The following is an 18,726-nucleotide window of genomic DNA, read 5'->3' on the forward strand; positions in this document are numbered from 1 at the left end:
CTCTTATTTTTGCGCAAGTTCTTCCTTCATCCGCGCAATATGTCCCATGATCTCCTCGGAGAACGCATCGAGCGACTCCTTGCTCTTACGATCGCCGTGAAATGTGATCGGCTCGCCGTACATGATGCGCAGCTGCGGGATGAGTCCGCCGTTCGCAAAGATGCGGTGCGTGTTCAGGATGGCGACGGGCACGATCGGCGCCCCCGTCATGGCGGCAATGAGAGCGACGCCCGCCTCCGCCTTTTGGAGCTCGCCCGTCTTGCTGCGTGTCCCCTCGGGGAAGAGTCCCAAGATACGCCCCTCTTTGAGTACCGCGACCGCCGCCTTGATGGCACCGCGGTCGGACGCGCCGCGCTTCACGGGAAAGGCATGACAGCGGCGAATCGCCGCGCCGAAGATCGAATTCTCGAACAGCTCGATCTTCGCCATATAGCTGACGGGGCGCTCGATGAGACTCGCCATCAGCGGCGGATCGATATTGCTCGCATGGTTCGCCGCAAGGATCACCGCGCCCTCTGCGGGGATGTTCTCACGTCCGTAGACGCGCGTGCGAAATACCGTATAGAAAAATAGCCGAAATACAATCTGTAAAAATCCGTACAGCATGACCGTCCCCGCCTATTCCGAAAGTTCCATAATGCGGGCAACAACCGCGTCGATGGAGAGCGCGGTCGAGTCGAGCAGAATGGCATCCTCTGCCTGACGCAGCGGTGAGATCGCACGCTCACTGTCCTGCTTGTCGCGCGATGCAATCTCCTTTTTCAGGTCATCGAAGTCCACCGCATAGCCCTTTTCCTTCATCTCATCATAGCGACGCCGCGCACGTTCCTCGACGGAGGCCGTAAGAAAGATCTTTACATCGGCGTTCGGCAGCACATTCGTCCCAATATCACGCCCATCCATCACGACTGCACCATCCGCCGCCATTGCGCGCTGCAGCTCCACCATCTTCTCACGCACAGGACCAAGTGCAGCGACACGAGAGACGATGTGTGTGACCTCAGGCGTGCGGATCTCTCCCGTCACATCCGTGCCGTCGACCGTGACGCGTGTGCCGCTGTCCGTGCAGGCAAGGCGCACGTCAATGCCCTCGACAGCGCGCAGGATCGCCTCATCCGTCGCCTCCGACGACTGCTGCAGCGTCTTCCACGCGACAGCGCGGTACATTGCACCCGTGTCGATGTATGTATAGCCCAACTTCTCTGCAACGATCTTTGCAACGGTACTCTTGCCCGCACCCGCAGGGCCATCAATCGCTATCACACGCTTCATATCACAATCCTCCTAGCTCATCCGTTCCATCTCGGAAAAAAATGTCGGGTAGGAAATATTCACACTGTCCGGGTCTTCAATTAAGACGCCCTCTGCCGCTGCACCGAGTACGGCAAGCGACATCGCCATGCGATGATCGCCGTAACTTTTGACCTGCGCCCTTTGCGGCTTCGCTTTCCCGTGGATCAGGAGACCGTCCTCCCGCTCCTCGATGCTGCCGGGCGCAAGTTTTTGGAACTCCGTTGCAACGGCGTGGAGTCGGTCGGTCTCCTTGACGCGAAGCTCGCCCGCACCCGTGATGACCGTATCTCCCTCGGCAAAGAGTGCGGCGACGGCGAGAATCGGAATCTCGTCGATAAGGCGCGGCATAATCTCCGCACCGAAGGAAGTGCCGCGCAGCTCTGCTGCCTCGACCGCGAGGTCGGCAACGCGTTCACCGCCGCTCGTTCGCTCATTCTGCACCGAGATATGCGCGCCCATCTCCGTGAGCACATCCAGAATCCCCGTGCGCGTCGGATTGATGCCGACATTCTTGAGCAGCAAACGGCTGCCCGCGATGATACTGCCCGCAACGAGGAAGTACGCCGCCGAGCTGATGTCACCGGGTACGGTAATCTCCTCCGGCGCACGATAGCCGCCGTCCTCCACAGGAAAAACAGTGACACTCGTCCCGCTGCGCTCGAGGCGAACGCCGAAGCCCGCAAGCATCTGCTCCGTGTGGTCGCGTGAAACGTACGGCTCCGTGACGGTCGTCGGTCCATCTCCATAGAGTCCTGCGAGCAGGATCGCAGATTTGACCTGTGCGCTCGCAACGGGGCTCTCGTAATGAATGCCGTGCAGCTTTTCCCCCGTTGGTACGATGGTGAGCGGGAGGTTATTGTTTCCGCTGCGCCCGTAAATCCGCGCGCCCATCTGCGAGAGCGGCAGGAGCACGCGCCCCATCGGGCGGCGCGTCAGCGAAGCGTCACCGCTGAACACGGAGAGAAACGGCTGCGGCGCAAGGAGCCCCATCATGAGGCGCAGTGTCGTCCCCGAGTTTCCCGCATCGAGTACGGTCATCGGCTCGGACAGCCCGTGCAGACCTTTTCCCGTAACAATCAGTTCGTTCTCATTCAAAAATTCGATTGCTGTGCCAAGCGCACGCATCACGCCAACGGTTGACAGGCAGTCCTCTGCATGGAGAAAGTTTTTGATATGCACGGGTGTATCGCCAAGCCCCGCAAACATAACGCTGCGATGTGAGATGGATTTGTCCCCCGGAATCGTCAGTTCGCCCTGCCATCCGGACTGTGCCGCCTCTACGATTCTCAGCTCCGCCATTCTGTTCAAGCCCCTTCCAAGTTCCATACACTGTGGACACCTGCGGCATGCCCCATCGAAAACGCCGCCTGCAAGTTATAGCCGCCTGTGTACGCGTCGACATCGACCAACTCTCCGGCAAAGTATAGATTGCGCACAATCTTCGATTCCATCGTGCGCGGGTTGATCTCACGCGTTGCGACCCCTCCCGCCGTCACAATTGCCTCGGCGATGGGACGCGTCCCCACGATCGTCAGCGGGAGCGCCTGCAAGATATGCACAAGGCGTTCACGTTCCTTTGATGAAATCTGTCCGACGATGCGCTCGGGTGCAAGCCCCGCCGCATTCAGCACAATGTCGATCAAACGCTTTGGCAGGAGATCGACCATGCCGTTGTGGAGCTGTTTCTGCTCGTATGCTGCAAAATCCCGCTCCACACGCTCCCGCAATTTTTCATGCGTCAACGCCGGTTTGAGGTTCAGCCGCAGTTCGATGTCCTTTTGCCCATCCGTTAGAAGTTCCGATGCGCGGCGGCTCAGCTGGAGGATGATCGGACCCGTCACCCCGAAATGCGTAAAGAGCATTTCTCCGAAAAAGTCCTGTTCTTTTTTTCCCGCATGATACAGTGTCGCGCGCACGTTCCGCAGCGACAGCCCCTGCACATCCCTGACCCACGTTTCCTGCGTCACAAGGGGAACAAGCGCAGGAAAGATCGGTGTGACCGTGTGTCCTGCCGCGCGTGCAAGCGCATAGCCGTCCCCCGTGGATCCCGTCGCAGGATAGGAGGCGCCGCCCGTTGCAAGAATTACGGCTGCCGCCTCGATGCACGTTCCGTCCGCAAGACGGACGCCACGCACGGTATTGGCGTCGAAGATAAGTTCACACACGGTCGCATTCGTACGAATCTCCACGTTGTGATCATGCAGATATTTCAGCATCGCGTCCACCACATCGAGGGCACGGTCACTCTGCGGAAAGACGCGGTTTCCACGCTCCGTCTTAAGCGGAACGCACAGCCCCTCAAAGAATGCGATTACATCGGCATTGTCAAAGGCACGGAGACTGCTGTTGAGAAATCTGCCGTTTCCCACGACATTTTTGATGATATCAGGAATCTCGTCGGCGCTTGTAACGTTGCAGCGCCCCTTTCCCGTGATCATCATCTTGCGCCCGACGCGCGGCATTTTCTCAAGGAGCAGAACGTTTCCCCCGTTTTCTGCCGCTGCTGCCGCCGCCATCATGCCTGCCGGTCCCGCGCCCGCCACGATGATCCGCTTCACTCTCCCGCACCCCCGCAACCACACGTAGTTTCTGAATCTCCTCTGCCGTCAGATGCCGATAGGCACCGCAGGAAAGCCCGCGTAAGGTCAGCTGCGCAAATCGGACGCGCCGGAGCGTCATAACGCGACAGCCGATCGCGGCGAACATACGGCGCACCTGTCGGTTGCGCCCCTCATGGATGATTGTCTCGACCACGGTACGCCCATCCTCTGCGCGCAATACGCGCAGACGTGCGGGGGCGGTTCTGCCGTCTTCGAGCAGGATTCCACGACGCAGCTGTTCCAGCCCCTCTGCCGTAACCTCTCCCATTACCTCTGCATGGTAGACCTTGTCGATCTCATAGCGCGGATGCAGCAGTCCCTGTGTCAATGCGCCGTCATTGGTGATGAGGAGCAGGCCCTCCGTATCGGCATCGAGCCGTCCCACGGGATAAAGCCGCACGGGAAAATCGGGCAGGAGATCGAGCACCGTTTTGCGCCCACGATCATCCCGCACGGTCGAGAGATAGCCGCGAGGCTTATTGAGGAGAATATAATATCGCTTTTCATGTCCCTGAATGCGTTTGCCGTCAACGGTAATGACATGCCGCATCGCCTCATACTTCGAGCCGAGTTCTGTCACCACAACACCATCTACCGCAACACGTCCCGCACGGATCATCTCCTCCGCCGCACGGCGCGACGCGACGCCCGCACTGCTGAGGATTTTCTGCAATCGTTCTTCCATTTCGTTTCCTACCGCATCTTGACAGAGCCTTCACCCATAAGCTGCGTAAGTTCCTGCCGCACCTCCGGTGAGCCGTCAATCCAATAGGACTCATCCAGCCGCCGCCATCGCCCGTCACTGCGAACGTAGACGGGATGCTCCCCCGCATGAGCGGCGAAGAGTTCCTGCATCCCGCTCCACAGCGTACGACGGTCAACATCGGTCGGCGGCATCAGGTAGAAGGAAGCACGATACTCATTCATCCGCCAGATCTCATCGGCGAGCAGCTTCGGTTCCTCGCCGGTTGTATCGACACGCCCCTCCATAACGATGACCGCATCCGACTCCAAATCGGAAACATGTGCGTAGAATACGCGCGGGAACACGGTGACCTCGATCTTGCCGCTGAAATCCTCAAGCTCGGCAAAGAGCATCGTGTCGCCCTTCTTCGTCGTAAAGCGCTTCGTGTTCGTAAGGATCCCGCCGATGCGTACGAGCTGCCGATCCTTATGTACGGTATGCGGAATCTCACCGATGGACAGCAACGCAGAGAGTGTATCGCGGTAATCATCGAGTGGATGCCCCGTAATGTAGAAGCCCGTCGCCTCCTTTTCCCACATCAGACGCTCGCGCGCCGTACTTGGTGGAACATCCGCCGCGCCCCGGATCTGCTGAGCCTCCTCCATCGTTTCCTCGGCAAAGAGCCCCCCCTGTCCACTCATGAGGTCACGTTGGCGCCGTGCCGCGTCCTGCATTGCGGCATCAAGGGAGGCAAGCAGCTGATTGCGCTCCACTCCGATGCTGTCGAATGCTCCGCATTTGATGAGGCTCTCAATCGCGCGCTTGTTGACCGCGCGCATATCGACGCGCGCGCAGAAATCCACGAGCGAACGGAACTTCCCACCCTCCGCACGAACGCGCTCCATGCTCACAATCGCATTCTCACCGACGTTGCGTACCGCAGCGAGCCCGAAGCGGATCGCACCGCCTTCGATTCCAAAGCTCGCTGCACTCGAATTTATATCGGGCGGCAGGATTCTGATCCCCATACGGCGGCAAAGCTGGATGTAGACGGGAATCTTCTCCGTCTTGTCCATAATGCTCGTCAGTACACCCGCCATAAACTCCACGGGGTAATGCGCCTTGAGGTATGCCGTCTGCCATGCGAGGAGTCCATAGGCGGCACTGTGGGACTTGTTGAAGCCATAGTCTGCGAAATGCGTCAGCAGATCGAAGATATGATTGGCAAGTGATGCCTCAAGCCCATTCTTCTCACAGCCCTGCAGAAAAATTTCCTTCTGTGCCATCAGCAGGTCATGCTTCTTCTTCCCCATTGCACGGCGCAGAAGGTCCGCCTGCCCGAGACTGAACCCCGCGAGTACCTGCACAATCTGCATGACTTGCTCCTGATAGAGTACGACGCCGAATGTTTCCTTCAAAATCGGCTCGAGCATCGGATGCATATAGACGACCTCTTTTTTTCCGTGCAGACCGTCGATGAAGTCGGTCACCATACCGCTCCCAAGAGGACCCGGACGATAGAGTGCTACCGTCGGAATCAGATCGACAAAGCCCTTCGGCTGGAGATCTTTGACGAGATTCGTCATGCCTGTAGACTCCATCTGAAACACAGCGCCTGTATCGCCATCGCACAGCATTTGTGATGTTTTCTCGTCCACCAGCGGAATTGCATCGACATCCACGTCAATCCCACACGTTGCATGTACGTGCTGCACCGTATCCGCGATGATCGTCAGTGTACGCAGTCCCAGAAAGTCCATCTTGAGGAGTCCCAATGCCTCCACATCGTCCTTGTCGAACTCCGTAACGAGTGTCCCCTCGGAGACCCAGACCGGTACCTGACTTGCGAGCGGATTCTTTGCGATCACAACACCGGCCGCATGGATGGATGTATTGCGCGGCAACCCTTCGATTTTGCGCGCGAGATCGATGACCCTGCGGACATTCTCATCTGCATCGTAGATATTCCTAAAGTCGGACGATTCCTTAAGCGCGCGATCCAATGTGATGTTGAGTTCCGCAGGAACGAGCTTTGTGATGCTCGAAACCTCACCGAACGACATCTCGAGCACACGTCCGACATCGCGAATCGCGCCCTTTGCCCCCATCGTACCAAACGTGGCGATCTGCGCGACATGATCCTCGCCGTAGCGCTCCTTGACATACGAAATCACCCGTCCGCGATTGATATCGTCAAAGTCAATATCAATATCCGGCATGGACACGCGTTCGGGATTGAGGAATCGTTCAAAGAGGAGTGCGTATTGAAGGGGATCAATATTCGTAATCCCCAGCAGATAGGCAACGATGCTGCCCGCTGCAGAACCGCGCCCGGGTCCGACGGCAACGCCGTGCTCGCGCGCATAGACAATAAAGTCCCACACGATGAGAAAGTAGCTGGCATACCCCATGCCATGAATGACGCCGAGCTCATAGTCCAGACGCGCGTGAATCTCATCCGTCACATCCGGATAGCGTGCGGGAATACGCTCTTCACAGAGAGCGCGCAGATAGGCGTCGTCGCTCTCATAATTCTCAGGGATCGGATAAAACGGAAGCTGCAGTTCGCCGAAGGTGAAATCCACCTGACAGCGCGCGGCAATTTTGGCGGTATTCTCAAGCGCACCCGGATAGTCTGCAAAGAGCGCCGCCATCTCCTCTTCCGATTTCAGATAGTAATCGGGACCGGAGAAGCGCATGCGGTCGGGATCGTTGATCGTCCGCCCCGTCTGCACGCAGAGCAGGATGTCATGAAACTCACTGTCATTTGCATGGACATAGTGCACATCATTCGTTGCAACCAGACCAATATCATAACGTTCCGCCATCTCACGGAGCGTACGGTTGACCGTCTTTTCCTCGGGGAGCCCGTGATCCTGTATCTCGAGGAAGAAGTTCTCCTGACCAAAAATCTCGACATACTCACGAAGCAAAGTCTCTGCCTGCTCGTTATTCCCGCGCAGGATCGCCTGCGGTATCTCTCCTGCCACACAGGCAGAGAGCGCAATGATTCCCTCATGATATTTTCGCAGGAGCTCCTTATCAATGCGCGGCTTATAGTAATATCCCTCGATATTTGCGAGGGATATCAGCTCAACCAGATTGCGGTAACCCGTTTCATTTTCAGCGAGGAGGATCAGATGATAGTAGCGGGTACCGTCGACCTCTGCGCGTTCCTGACGCATCCCCGGAGCAAGATAAACCTCGCAGCCGATGATGGGATGGATGCCCTGTGCCTTTGCCTCTTTGTAGAACCGGACAGCACCATACATAACACCGTGATCGGTGATGGCGACCGAATCCATCCCCAGTTCCTTTGTGCGGCGTATGAGCTCCTTGATCCGACTCGCGCCGTCCAGCAGACTGTACTCGGTATGCACATGCAAATGGGCAAAGGCCATTCTGTTCCTCCCTTCCCTTCATTTCATCCTCATCACAGGAGAGGTTTCGACATGCAGAAATTCTCCCAAATCTCGTGGTACGCCGTTTCCAGTTCCTCCATATAGCCCTGCGCATCCATCAGGGGGGAACGCTTCATATTCGCACGCAGCCCCATATGATACGCCTCGAGGAGCTTCGGTGTTTGCGCAAGCTTGACAGCGCGGCGCACATAGTTGATGTCATTTTCTGCAATGAGTTCACGCACCCCCGCATTCGTCAGAATGGAGGCGCCAAAACGAGAGCCATGTGTACGTCCACGGAGAGAGATAACCGGTACGCCCATGTAAAGCGCCTCGCAGGTTGTCAGTCCGCCGTTGTAGGGAGCCGTATCTAAAGCAATGTCAATATCCCGATACTGCTCGAGATAGTCCGGGCTGTACGGGCGAAACTCGACACGCTCAAGATCATAGCTGAGCATGGAGAGACGCTTCTTTGCGAAGTTGATGCCGGAGTCGATGCTCCCAATCTTCCCTTTGATGATGAGCTTAGAGCCGCGCACGGACTCCAATATTCCACGCCAAAGGAGCAGAATTTCATCCGTAACCTTGGCAAAGTTGTTGAAGCTGCCAAACGTCACGTAGCCGTTCCTGCGCACAGGCGGCTCATATCCGGCGTCCGGCATCGTACGGATTGCCTCCGGTACATAGCAAAGATGTGAATGCGGGAGACGCAGAACGCGTTCGGTAAAGCCCGCCTCTGCATGAAGATCGCCTTTTGGAACACAGATCTCATCGGAGAGGAAATAGTCGATCACATGGAGCCCTGTCGTATTTGTATACCCAATACCGGAAACTTGTACAGGAGCAGGGCGATATGCCATAATTGGAAGTGCATTGTCCTGCGAGTGTCCAGACAGATCGACCAGTATATCAATCTTATCCTCTGCGATCAATCGTGCCGCTGCACGCGGTGATCGTCCGCGCAGATCACGCCAAGTCAAACGGCGCGTGCGCAGGCGTCCCGTCACGGCGTCACTCCTGCCTGTCGCATAGCAAAACACCATGAACTGTTCGCCGTCAAAATGACGAAGCAGAGGTATCAAAAAATATGCGACCGAATGCTCTCGAAAGTCTGGCGATATATATCCAAGGCGCAGCTTTTTATGGGGCGCTCGCAGGGCATTGTCATGCGTGTATGGCTGGATATCCATCAGTGTATCATAGTGCTTGGCCTTGATACGCCCTTCCTTTGCGCCGAGGTGTCGATAGTTCCGCATAAAGAGATATTTACTGTAGAGCTCGGCTGCCTCATCCGCCTCATCCGCAAGACGGCTGGACATGAGGAGCTCATGTGCAGCCCCTTTCGCTTCCCCTGCAAGATAGAGCGCATCGGCAAGCCATCCCCGTGCACGCCGCATCATCTGATGATAGATGGCATAGGAGGGATCCTCCTCGCCTAGAATCTTCGCTTTATACATCAGCTCTTCGATCAAATCGGCAAGGAGTGGAATCTCATCATCCAGACGAAATTCGAGCGCCGCAAGTCCCGCCTGAACCATGCGTGCGCGCGGGTGACGCGGCTGCACACGCAATACCTTTTCGGCAAGCTCCTCCGCCTCGTCGATCCGCCCGCTATAGAGCGCCACCTCAGCATTGACCGCCGTTGCGTCAATATCCCCGGCCATCAATCGATCGACCTCTTGGGCACAGGCGCGCATGCCCTTCAAATCACCATCAGCAGAGAACTTTGTAGCAAGTCTCAGCCAGTTGATCTTTTCCTCTGCCGTATGTTCAGCCTTTGGCGGCTGTTCCTGCATAGATGAAAACCTCCTTTCCGCATATATTGTATTCAGACCTCGGGATGGAGCTCCGCACCGTATTCATGCAGGAAAATCTTCTGATATCGTTTGTATTCCGGCGCAAGCGGCTTCTCACGCGGGCAGTGGATGCACCAAAAATCCTCTTCCTGATTTGGAACCACAACGCGAAAATCATGCCGCCGCATCTCCATACACATCGACGTGTCATAGAGATGCCAGCCTGTAAAGAGATCCTCGCGCCACCGAATGCCGTACTGTGTCGCAAGAAAAAGCCCATCCACAGCCTCGACATCAATGTAGTCATCATCCGGCTCCATACAGTGCGAGTCCACCACGCTCTCCGGCTCACAATGATGAAGGACACGCCCGTAAGTACGCAGACCATCCCACCAGACTCCCGAACGCGGCAGACTGCGGCAGCCGATCACACCGACAAGCCCAACGGTCGGATCCGCAAAGATGGAAAGCAGATCGGCAATGATATTTTTGTTGACGACAAGCACATCCTGATGCAGATAGACATTGTATTTTGCATTGGACGCACGCGCACCCTCATTATATCCCGCACACATGGAAACGGCATTACGTACAGGTATATATTCTACTGACATCCCATGCGGGATGTGTAGTGATTTTAGATACAGCAGACATTCACTATACATATCCTCGTCATTGACACAGGAAATAAACGCAATTTTATTTCGGTTCAGATCCATGATCCCTCTATCTCTTTCCATGTAAAGCTTCTCTCTGCAATCTTTGATACAACGCGCGATCCATCGGATCAATACTCTCCGACACGCTCACATCCAGCATTTCATGAATAAACACCTCACGTCCATCCGAATGCATGGATAAGGATTGATAAAACGCTGCTGTATGAACAACAGTCTCATGAACAAGTGACGAAAGATATGCAGGAAAAACACGAAGATCATCTATCATCTTCCACAGCTCATCGACCGACGCTGCACGTTCCACATCGTACTCAATCCGGTGGATGAAACGCACCATCTGTGCACGCTCCTTTGCCGTATACATGGACTTGAGGAGCGCAAGCTCGGGCATGGAACGATCCGCACGCACAAGATAAAACTCTGTTTCGAGATCGTCACGCTCATTCTCAAACCCGGCGGCGGTAAGCCGCTCAATCAGCCCCTCCGGAGCCTCACGCTTCTGTTGATCCACTCGTACACTTTTATAGAACGAGGCGTAGAGAAGATTTTCAAACTCGGCTCTCGCATAGAGTCGAGAAACGATATTATAATAATGGCCTTCCATTAAATTTTGCAGAACAGACCAATGCCGAATATTACGAAAACTGGTAAGGAAGGATCCGGTTTCTTTCAGAAACATGGAAAAACCCGCAGCGATATCCTGCGGATTGTCTGCCTGCTCTAAAGCAAGATCCGATATAATGTAGTCAAAGAATCCCCGTGTATACGGGAGTGGAATCGCAAGATAATCGAGAATCAGCCAATGGATATCCATCGGAATATCCACCTCGTCGAGCTCAGCCGTAACAGCATAGAGCTCCGCCTGCGGAAACATCTCACGCAGATCATGCAGATAGGACAAACTCTCAACCACCAAAATGCGTAGCGGCGCAGCATTCGGCTGCAAAAAAGAAAGCAGTTCAGGTCGTATTTTTTCAGCCAAGCTTGCCCCTCCATTTATGATAGACGATCCCACGGAGGGACACAGATTTCTTTTATTATATCACAATCTGTAAAGAGCCTGTAGTCCTCTCTCCTCTTTTTAGCACACGAGAGGAATGACAAAGATCTCCGGTGTTTCATAGGGATGAACAGCTCTGACCGCAGAGAGTGTCTCATCCAAGCGATCCGCTTCCACGCGCAGTTCGACCTTGAGTTCCTCGGCCTCGCACAGTTCTCCGATGGTTCCCTCATACGGAGAAGCTCCCACAAGCGGCCGCCACGATCCCGTCACACGCGAATAGGCAAGACAGCTGTCATAGTTCCCAAGATGTCCCGCATCCACTGATCGCAGCGCATTCCGCAGCTGCGCGAGATGCGTCTCCGGAATAAAGATTTCGAGTTTTACAGACTTCGTTTGTTCAGACATGATATGTTCCCCCATTTGTCATCTCACTCAATGTTCAGCCCAACATCAGAGCGCAGCTGTATCGCCTCCGCGATGTGTATTGCCGTGATGGCAGGGCTTTGCGCCAAATCGGCAATCGTTCGCGCCACCTTGATAATGCGGTCATGGGAGCGTGCCGATAAATTGATTCTGTGAAACGCAGCCTCAAGCAAACTCTCCGCCTCCCTCTCGAGCCGGCAATACTTCTTGATCATGCTGTGATTCATCTGAGCATTACAAAAGAGCCCATGCCGATGCAGTCGCTCCCATTCGATCGTACGTGCCGCCACCACACGCTGGCGAATCGAGGCTGAGGACTCTGCCCTGCGCGTTGCGTGGAGATCTGAATACTCCACACGCGATACACGTATATGGAGATCGATGCGATCCAGCAAGGGCCCCGACAGCTTGCGCGTATATCTCTTGATCTCGCCCGCAGAACATTCACAGGCGTGGCTCTTATCTCCAAAAAATCCACAGGGGCATGGATTCATTGCCGCTACCAAAATGATACTAGAGGGAAAGGTCAGTGTTGCGTTCGCACGCGACACCGTAATCTGGCGATCCTCAATTGGCTCACGTAGCACCTCAAGCGTCTTCTTGCTGAACTCCGACAGCTCATCGAGAAATAGCACGCCGTGATGGGCAAGCGTCACCTCGCCCGGACGCGGGATGCTCCCGCCTCCGATCATCGCCACCGTCGAGGAGGTATGATGCGGACTGCGAAATGGACGCGTCGTCACAAGCCCCGTATCCTTGCCGAGCAGCCCCGAGATGCTGTAGATCTTTGTGATCTCAATGGCTTCTTCCTTCGTCAGCTCCGGCAGGATTGAAGGCATCCGACGTGCCAACATCGTCTTGCCCGAACCGGGTACACCGACCATCAGGACATTATGCCCGCCTGCCGCTGCAATCTCAAGCGCACGTTTCGCCTGGTACTGCCCCTGTACGTCCGCAAAGTCATCGGTGAAAGCGGCGTCTTTTTGTGTTTCGATATGATTCGGTGTTGCAGGAGTCAGCGTCTCCGTGCCCATCAAATGACGCACAAGTTGTGCCAAATTCTCAACCGCATAGACCTTCAGTCCATCAATAAGGAGTGCCTCGTCTGCATTCGACGGTGCAACGTAGAACTCCGTTAGCCCGCGCTCCCGCGCCGTAATCGCCATCGGGAGAATGCCGCTGATCGGACGGCAGTTTCCATCGAGAGAAAGTTCCGCAGAGAAGAGTGCATTCTGCACTGCCGTCTCGGGAACCATACCGTAGGACGCAAGGAGTCCGACGGCAATCGGTAGATCAAGTCCCGAGCTGTCCTTTCGTACATCAGCGGGGGCAAGATTGACCGTCACCCGCTCCTGCCGCAGCTGAATGCCGGAGTTCCGAATCGCCGTGCGTACCCGCTCCTTTGACTCCTTCACCGACGTATCGGGAAGCCCGACCAACTCAAAGCCCGGCAGCCCCGGTGACACATCCACCTCAACGTCGATAATCCGTCCATCAATCCCGAGGGTCGTCGCACCATAAGTCTTTGCAAACAACGGCCTTCCCTCCTACGTTTCAAATATAAGAAAATTATAACACAGGATAGGGTATGTTGCCTAATGATTCTTTGCAACAAAAAAGAGATTCCAGGCGCTAAGTGGGGCGAATGGAATCTCTTTTGTGTGCGGAATTTACCGTATGACAGGAATTAAGCTCTGGCTGTTGCGGCTTTATATTCAACCGACGCACCATCGGACGGCATATCATAATTCACCACGCCGCGACGTGCCAAACAACCTCGCAGTGTATGCCTCGTAAGCGCAGCATGTGCGACATTGTCCAAGTGCGTTAGATAAAGACGGGCGTTAGGCGCAGTCATTGCAACGCAGTGAACATCTTCATCGTTCATGATGAGGCGTCCGTTTTCCACGGTCTCTGCGGCACAACAGTTCAAGGCAATCACCTCAGGCTGATAGTTCCGCAGTGTCTCAGCTATGCCGGAATACCAGACCGTATCCCCTGCCAAATAGAAGGTGTTCTCCTCCGGTGCCTCAAACACAATCCCCATCGCGTCACCGCACGGAACAACGGTACCGTGCAGGGCAGGGACGCGGGTCAGTCTCGCCGCACCGAACTCCATACCGCTTGTCGGCAGGACGATTACCTCTGAAAACCCGGAACTCCGCAGAACAGAGGCATCCTCCTCCGACTGACAGATGACTGGAACCGCCTTATCAAGCGGCGCACCGACCGTCCCGTCCGGTGTCATATCAATATGATCGGGATGCAGATGCGTAACGATGTAGTAGTCGACACCGCTCAAAATCTGCCCCATATCCATCGGCAAATCATAGAACGGCATCGGAAGATGCTCCTTCATCGGATCGGGGACATGGAACGGCATGTCCGGAATATCGACAAATGACATCTGGTGTTTCGGTGCAAGCCACGGGTCAATCAGAAAAACTTTCCCTGCATAGTCCAAACGGTTCGTTGCATTGCGAATCTGTGTGAGTTTCATAAGTGTTCCTCCTGTTCATCATTTGGTTGATCTGTTTCAGCAGTATATCGAACTTCCCAAATGATAACAAGAAAAACAACGGTGCTTGCCGCAACAATATTGTTGCGGTAAAATAGATAACGATGAAAAAGCTGGGAGGTATGAAGATGAATCGAAAACAGATGGAGTATTTTATTGAGGTCTATCGCTGCGGCAATATCCAGACGGCAGCAGATCATCTTTATGTTGCAAGACAAGGTCTCAGCAGAGCGATGCGGTCACTCGAGGAGGAGCTTGGGCAGCCGCTTTTCACCCGTACCCCACGCGGAATTATTCCGACCGATTATGCAGCAGCGCTACTGCCCCACGTTCAACGTATGCTGGATGAATATCAATCCATCGAAAGCATGAAATCCCTCGCCACTCATTCAAAAAGTGTCGTTACCATTTTTGCACTGGATCACGTCTTTTCTTATCTCGGAGCGCAATTTCTACAGGATTTTCATGCCGCCCATCCGAGCATTATTTTGAGCATTGTCGATACAACGGACGACGATGCAATGGAGGGACTTCTGACAAAGCGATGTCATTTTGCCATCGTCACCGCGCCTTTTGATCAGACACGCTTTCAAGGGGACGTACTCTTTTTCTCCCGCTACTGTGCTCGTCTCTCTGCGCATCATCCCTTGGCAGAAAAGAGCCGTATCACCTACACAGATCTCGACGGACAAATGATCATCAGTAAAGGACGCGCCTATCACTGTTTCCGTCATAATATCGACAAACACATCCTCCTGCTAGGTCTCAAAATCGAGATTCTAGCCGAAACTGCCGATGAATCCCTCATTGTTGATCTGCTGCGTCATAATCCTGCGATCAATCTCGGCTACGACTACGCAGCCGTCATGAACAGACAGCCAGACATTGTCATGCGAGAACTTGGCGACGGAAAAGATATGGGGCAGGAGGTATGCCTCATACAGAACAAGACCGTCATCCTCACCGAAGCGGCGCGTACATTCCGTCAATTCCTCTTGGATTGGCTGAAAAAAACGAGAAAGGATCGTATCATATGGTAACTGATGAACAGAACCATTCTATTGCTATGGGGGTCGCCCTCATGTGCCTTTACAATGGTTTCATAGGGGAGAAGTCGGTCACTCATGGGGCAACACCTCCATTTCCTCTTTCAGCAGTTTCAAGGCAAGCTGGATATGCCGCCCGATTGTGCCGCGTGTCCAGCAGCATTGTTCTCCGATTTCTTTCTGCGTCAAGTGCTAGAAGTAATACAAAAAGATTTCCTCCTGCATCTGTTCCAGCAGTTGAGCAAGAGCCGCCGCAAGGGAGCAGCTATCTAAAAGTATCGTCTGCCCCCGGACAGAGAACGGATAAGTTTCGCCATAGTCCGGCACTTGAAAATATTCGTCTGCGGTGCTTAACGGGACAAATTTTTCTTCGGTCAAGTATTCAAGGGAGATTTCCCGTTTCCACCTCGCCGCCAGCATACGGGCAGCGTCAAAGGACGCATGGCTAATAACAATCCGGCAGTAGGTATCATGGGTATAGTGGATATGCTCTTGATAGGCTTCCTGTTCAGTCATGACCCCCCTTTTTCTTCGATTATGGGAAAGGGCGGCAGCACTTTTTGCTGTCGCCCCTTGATTACCCACCAGCAAGGACAGACGGGGCTGTCAACGGTGGGCGCAGTCCATTCACTCGCCGTTGACCGGCTCGGCTGGATTTGCTAAATCAATTTTTTCAAAAGTGTTTCTACTTCTTTTGATTTCAACACCTTTCCCATAGAAGCAACCTGCTCATTTACAACAAGAGCTGGCATACTCATTACTCCATACTGCATGATTTTTTCCATGTCTGTAACATATTCAATCTCAATAGTAAGTCCCATTGAATGAACCGCTTCCTGAGTTGCTTCTAACAGTGCACGACAGCTTTTGCAACCAGAACCTAAAACCTTAATACAGCAAATTCCGTCCACTGTTTTTCCGTAACACTCTTTTTCCAGCTTGATTTCTGTTGCCTCGCTTGTCGGGCAGCCGGCATTACAAGCACACGCAGGCGTTTTTTCTTCTTTGTTTTTTCTGTTAAATAATGACATAATGAATACCTCCATTTATTTTTCGCTTTCAAAGCGTTTTTTCAAAACCTCATAATGATTTCGATTGCTTTTATCCCCGCCATTATCCGGGAACAAGCAATAAGGCAAACTATCCGTTGTACGGTGCTTTATGACGCAAGCACAACACCTCCCATGATTTTGGCACGATATTTTAGGACAAATACATTCTTTTACATTTTCGCAGTGTATTTTTCTACCTCATTTCAAATTAGCATTGGCTGAACGGCGTTAAAGAAATAGCCAACCAGTATAATTCCGACAGTACAGATTGCGATAAAAATCCATAAAAGTTTAGGTTTTACAGCTTTACGAAGCATAATCATTGAAGGCAGGGACAAAGTGGTAACGCCCATCATAAAAGATAAAACAACGCCCAACAATGCTCCCTTTGCCAGTAGTGCTTCTGCAATCGGAATTGTTCCAAAAATATCTGCATACATGGGTACTCCGGCAATAGTTGCGATAATTACACCAAATGGGTTATTAGCTCCGAGTATATTAACAATGATTTCTTCCGGTATCCAGTTATGAATAATAGCCCCGATACCTACACCGATCAAGACATAAGGTGCAACCTTTTTCGCAGTAGATACATCCTGTTCCCATGCAAAATGAAGTCTATCCTTAAAGTGCAATTCTTCCTGCGGAATATCAACGGATTTTCCATTTTTAATGTATTCCTCTACTTCATTTTCAAGGTGTAGTTTTTCGATTAAACTCCCTCCTGCAACAGCAATTATAAGTCCGAGCAGAACATACACGATTGCCACTTTCCAGCCGAATATGCTCATAAGGAGTAAAAGAGAGCCGAGGTCTACCATAGGAGAAGAAATTAAAAAAGAAAACGTAACACCCAGCGGCAGCCCGGCACTGGTAAAACCGATAAATATTGGAATGGACGAACAAGAACAAAACGGCGTAACTGTTCCCAAAAGGGCAGCTATCATATTTGCCCCTATTCCTCGAAATCTCCCTAATATCTTTTTGGTTCTCTCCGGCGGGAAATAACTTTGAATATACAAAATTATCAAAATTAAAACACCCAGCAATAGCATAATTTTTATGGTGTCGTAGATGAAAAACTGAACGCTTCCCCCGAACCGAGTTTCAGTAGATAGACCACACGCTTCTAACAGATTTCCTATCAGTTGGTTTAGCCATTTCATACCGAGGATTTCATTCTGAAAGAAATCCCAAACACTTTTTAGTGCCTGCATATCCTAACCTCTCTTTCTTAATAAATCAAGAATTTTCGATTTGATATTCCTAAAAAAACCGTTGCCATATTGGAACGGCTTTTAGGTGTTTGAACATTTATTACAACTCATATTTGTTTCGTCAATAGCAATCGTATCTTTCAATAAAGCCAGTACCTTTTCACTGCCTTGCTTGCTGATTTGGTAATGTGTCCATTTACCGTCCTCACGACCTGTCACAATACCTGCTTCACATAGGATTTTCATGTGATAGGAAAGCGAAGATTGAGGCATATTCACTTCATCGGTTAAAGTGCAAGTACACTTTTCTCCATTCCGCAAAAGTTCTAAAATGCGTAATCTACGCTCATCACTTAAAGCTTTAAAGATTTTTGCTCTTTCCTCATAAATAGTTGCCATGCTCTCACCTCAAATCCAAATTTCTTGATTTAAGCATATGCTTCAAATCGAAAAAAGTCAATATGAAATTATAGTTTTTCTAAGGAAACACTGATAAATTCTTATGTTGCGCAACTTTACCTCGAAAGATTACAATAGAGAAAGACAATAAACGATGAGGGAGAGACAAAAATGGTGCAGCAAACATTTACAGACATGGAATACGCAAACCGTAACAGAACAACAAAGCGTGAAGCCTTCCTGGATGCCATGGAATCCATCATCCCTTGGAAAGAATGGATGGAACTCATTGCGCCGTTCTACGTCCAGAAAGAGCGTGGCAGAAAGTTAATCCCGCTCGAAACGATGCTGCGCATGTATCTCATGCAGAACTGGTTCGGTCTCTCGGACGAGGGAATCGAGGATGCAATCTATGACAGCTATGCCATGAAGCGCTTCCTGAAGATCGACTTCTCCATCGAACGGACACCGGATGCTACGACACTCCTGCAGTTTCGACACCTGCTGGAAAAGCATGACATCACCCGCAAGATGTTCGATGACGTGAAAGAGCGGCTGGACGCCGCAGGACTCATCATGCACGGCGGTACAATCGTTGACGCCACCATCATTC

Annotated in this window: 18 protein-coding genes; 2 read left to right on the plus strand and 16 right to left on the minus strand. The window is 52.7% G+C overall.

The window, feature by feature from the left end:
* Positions 1-3 precede the first annotated feature (3 nt).
* The 12 genes from HMPREF9081_RS07815 to HMPREF9081_RS07870 form a co-directional block, all read right to left on the minus strand.
* Complete coding sequence (locus HMPREF9081_RS07815) at positions 4-606, minus strand: lysophospholipid acyltransferase family protein (RefSeq protein ID WP_006306600.1); 603 nt, start codon at positions 604-606, stop codon at positions 4-6.
* A gap of 12 nt (positions 607-618) precedes the next feature.
* Entirely contained in the window at positions 619-1,272 is a 654-nt protein-coding gene (gene cmk / locus HMPREF9081_RS07820) for a (d)CMP kinase (RefSeq protein ID WP_006306601.1), read from the minus strand.
* A 12-nt stretch (positions 1,273-1,284) separates the two neighbouring features.
* Positions 1,285-2,592, minus strand: a complete 1,308-nt coding sequence (gene aroA, locus HMPREF9081_RS07825) for a 3-phosphoshikimate 1-carboxyvinyltransferase (RefSeq protein WP_040394826.1) — start codon at positions 2,590-2,592, stop codon at positions 1,285-1,287.
* A 5-nt stretch (positions 2,593-2,597) separates the two neighbouring features.
* Positions 2,598-3,851 (minus strand): BaiN/RdsA family NAD(P)/FAD-dependent oxidoreductase, encoded by a 1,254-nt coding sequence (locus tag HMPREF9081_RS07830; RefSeq protein WP_040394827.1) that lies wholly within the window; start codon positions 3,849-3,851, stop codon positions 2,598-2,600.
* Positions 3,760-4,578, minus strand: coding sequence for a pseudouridine synthase (locus HMPREF9081_RS07835; protein WP_006306604.1), 819 nt, complete (start codon positions 4,576-4,578; stop codon positions 3,760-3,762). The genes HMPREF9081_RS07830 and HMPREF9081_RS07835 overlap by 92 nt, the downstream gene beginning before the upstream one ends.
* 8 nt (positions 4,579-4,586) lie before the next feature.
* The gene (locus HMPREF9081_RS07840) at positions 4,587-7,979 is read right to left on the minus strand and encodes a DNA polymerase III subunit alpha (protein WP_006306605.1); all 3,393 of its coding nucleotides are present in this window, start codon (positions 7,977-7,979) and stop codon (positions 4,587-4,589) included.
* Positions 7,980-8,011: 32 nt separating this feature from the next.
* Positions 8,012-9,775, minus strand: a complete 1,764-nt coding sequence (locus tag HMPREF9081_RS07845) for an O-linked N-acetylglucosamine transferase, SPINDLY family protein (protein WP_006306606.1) — start codon at positions 9,773-9,775, stop codon at positions 8,012-8,014.
* A 32-nt stretch (positions 9,776-9,807) separates the two neighbouring features.
* Positions 9,808-10,494, minus strand: a complete 687-nt coding sequence (locus HMPREF9081_RS07850) for a glycosyltransferase family protein (RefSeq protein ID WP_006306607.1) — start codon at positions 10,492-10,494, stop codon at positions 9,808-9,810.
* A gap of 7 nt (positions 10,495-10,501) precedes the next feature.
* Entirely contained in the window at positions 10,502-11,437 is a 936-nt protein-coding gene (locus HMPREF9081_RS07855) for a hypothetical protein (protein WP_006306608.1), read from the minus strand.
* 99 nt (positions 11,438-11,536) lie between these two features.
* On the minus strand, positions 11,537-11,863 hold the full coding sequence (cutA, locus tag HMPREF9081_RS07860; RefSeq protein WP_040394830.1) for a divalent cation tolerance protein CutA: 327 nt from the start codon (positions 11,861-11,863) through the stop codon (positions 11,537-11,539).
* A 23-nt stretch (positions 11,864-11,886) separates the two neighbouring features.
* The gene (locus tag HMPREF9081_RS07865; protein WP_006306610.1) at positions 11,887-13,416 is read right to left on the minus strand and encodes a YifB family Mg chelatase-like AAA ATPase; all 1,530 of its coding nucleotides are present in this window, start codon (positions 13,414-13,416) and stop codon (positions 11,887-11,889) included.
* A 152-nt stretch (positions 13,417-13,568) separates the two neighbouring features.
* Complete coding sequence (locus tag HMPREF9081_RS07870) at positions 13,569-14,381, minus strand: MBL fold metallo-hydrolase (protein ID WP_006306611.1); 813 nt, start codon at positions 14,379-14,381, stop codon at positions 13,569-13,571.
* A gap of 122 nt (positions 14,382-14,503) precedes the next feature.
* On the opposite strand from HMPREF9081_RS07870, the gene HMPREF9081_RS07875 reads away from it, so the two are divergent.
* Positions 14,504-15,439, plus strand: a complete 936-nt coding sequence (locus tag HMPREF9081_RS07875) for a LysR family transcriptional regulator (protein ID WP_006306612.1) — start codon at positions 14,504-14,506, stop codon at positions 15,437-15,439.
* Between the two features lie 198 nt (positions 15,440-15,637).
* Here HMPREF9081_RS07875 and HMPREF9081_RS07880 read toward each other — a convergent pair whose 3' ends face one another.
* The 4 genes from HMPREF9081_RS07880 to HMPREF9081_RS13290 all read right to left on the minus strand — a co-directional run bounded on the left by HMPREF9081_RS07880 (position 15,638) and on the right by HMPREF9081_RS13290 (position 18,113).
* On the minus strand, positions 15,638-15,961 hold the full coding sequence (locus HMPREF9081_RS07880; protein WP_006306613.1) for a hypothetical protein: 324 nt from the start codon (positions 15,959-15,961) through the stop codon (positions 15,638-15,640).
* A 143-nt stretch (positions 15,962-16,104) separates the two neighbouring features.
* Positions 16,105-16,476, minus strand: coding sequence for a thioredoxin family protein (locus HMPREF9081_RS13280; RefSeq protein WP_071530378.1), 372 nt, complete (start codon positions 16,474-16,476; stop codon positions 16,105-16,107).
* 224 nt (positions 16,477-16,700) lie between these two features.
* On the minus strand, positions 16,701-17,714 hold the full coding sequence (locus HMPREF9081_RS07890; RefSeq protein WP_006306615.1) for a permease: 1,014 nt from the start codon (positions 17,712-17,714) through the stop codon (positions 16,701-16,703).
* Between the two features lie 81 nt (positions 17,715-17,795).
* Positions 17,796-18,113, minus strand: coding sequence for an ArsR/SmtB family transcription factor (locus HMPREF9081_RS13290; RefSeq protein ID WP_009440323.1), 318 nt, complete (start codon positions 18,111-18,113; stop codon positions 17,796-17,798).
* Positions 18,114-18,362: 249 nt separating this feature from the next.
* On the opposite strand from HMPREF9081_RS13290, the gene HMPREF9081_RS07895 reads away from it, so the two are divergent.
* On the plus strand, positions 18,363-18,726 hold a 364-nt coding region (locus HMPREF9081_RS07895; RefSeq protein WP_245529864.1), incomplete at its 3' end, for a transposase.

The sequence above is a fragment of the Centipeda periodontii DSM 2778 genome (assembly GCF_000213975.1).
GTDB lineage: Bacteria > Bacillota > Negativicutes > Selenomonadales > Selenomonadaceae > Centipeda > Centipeda periodontii.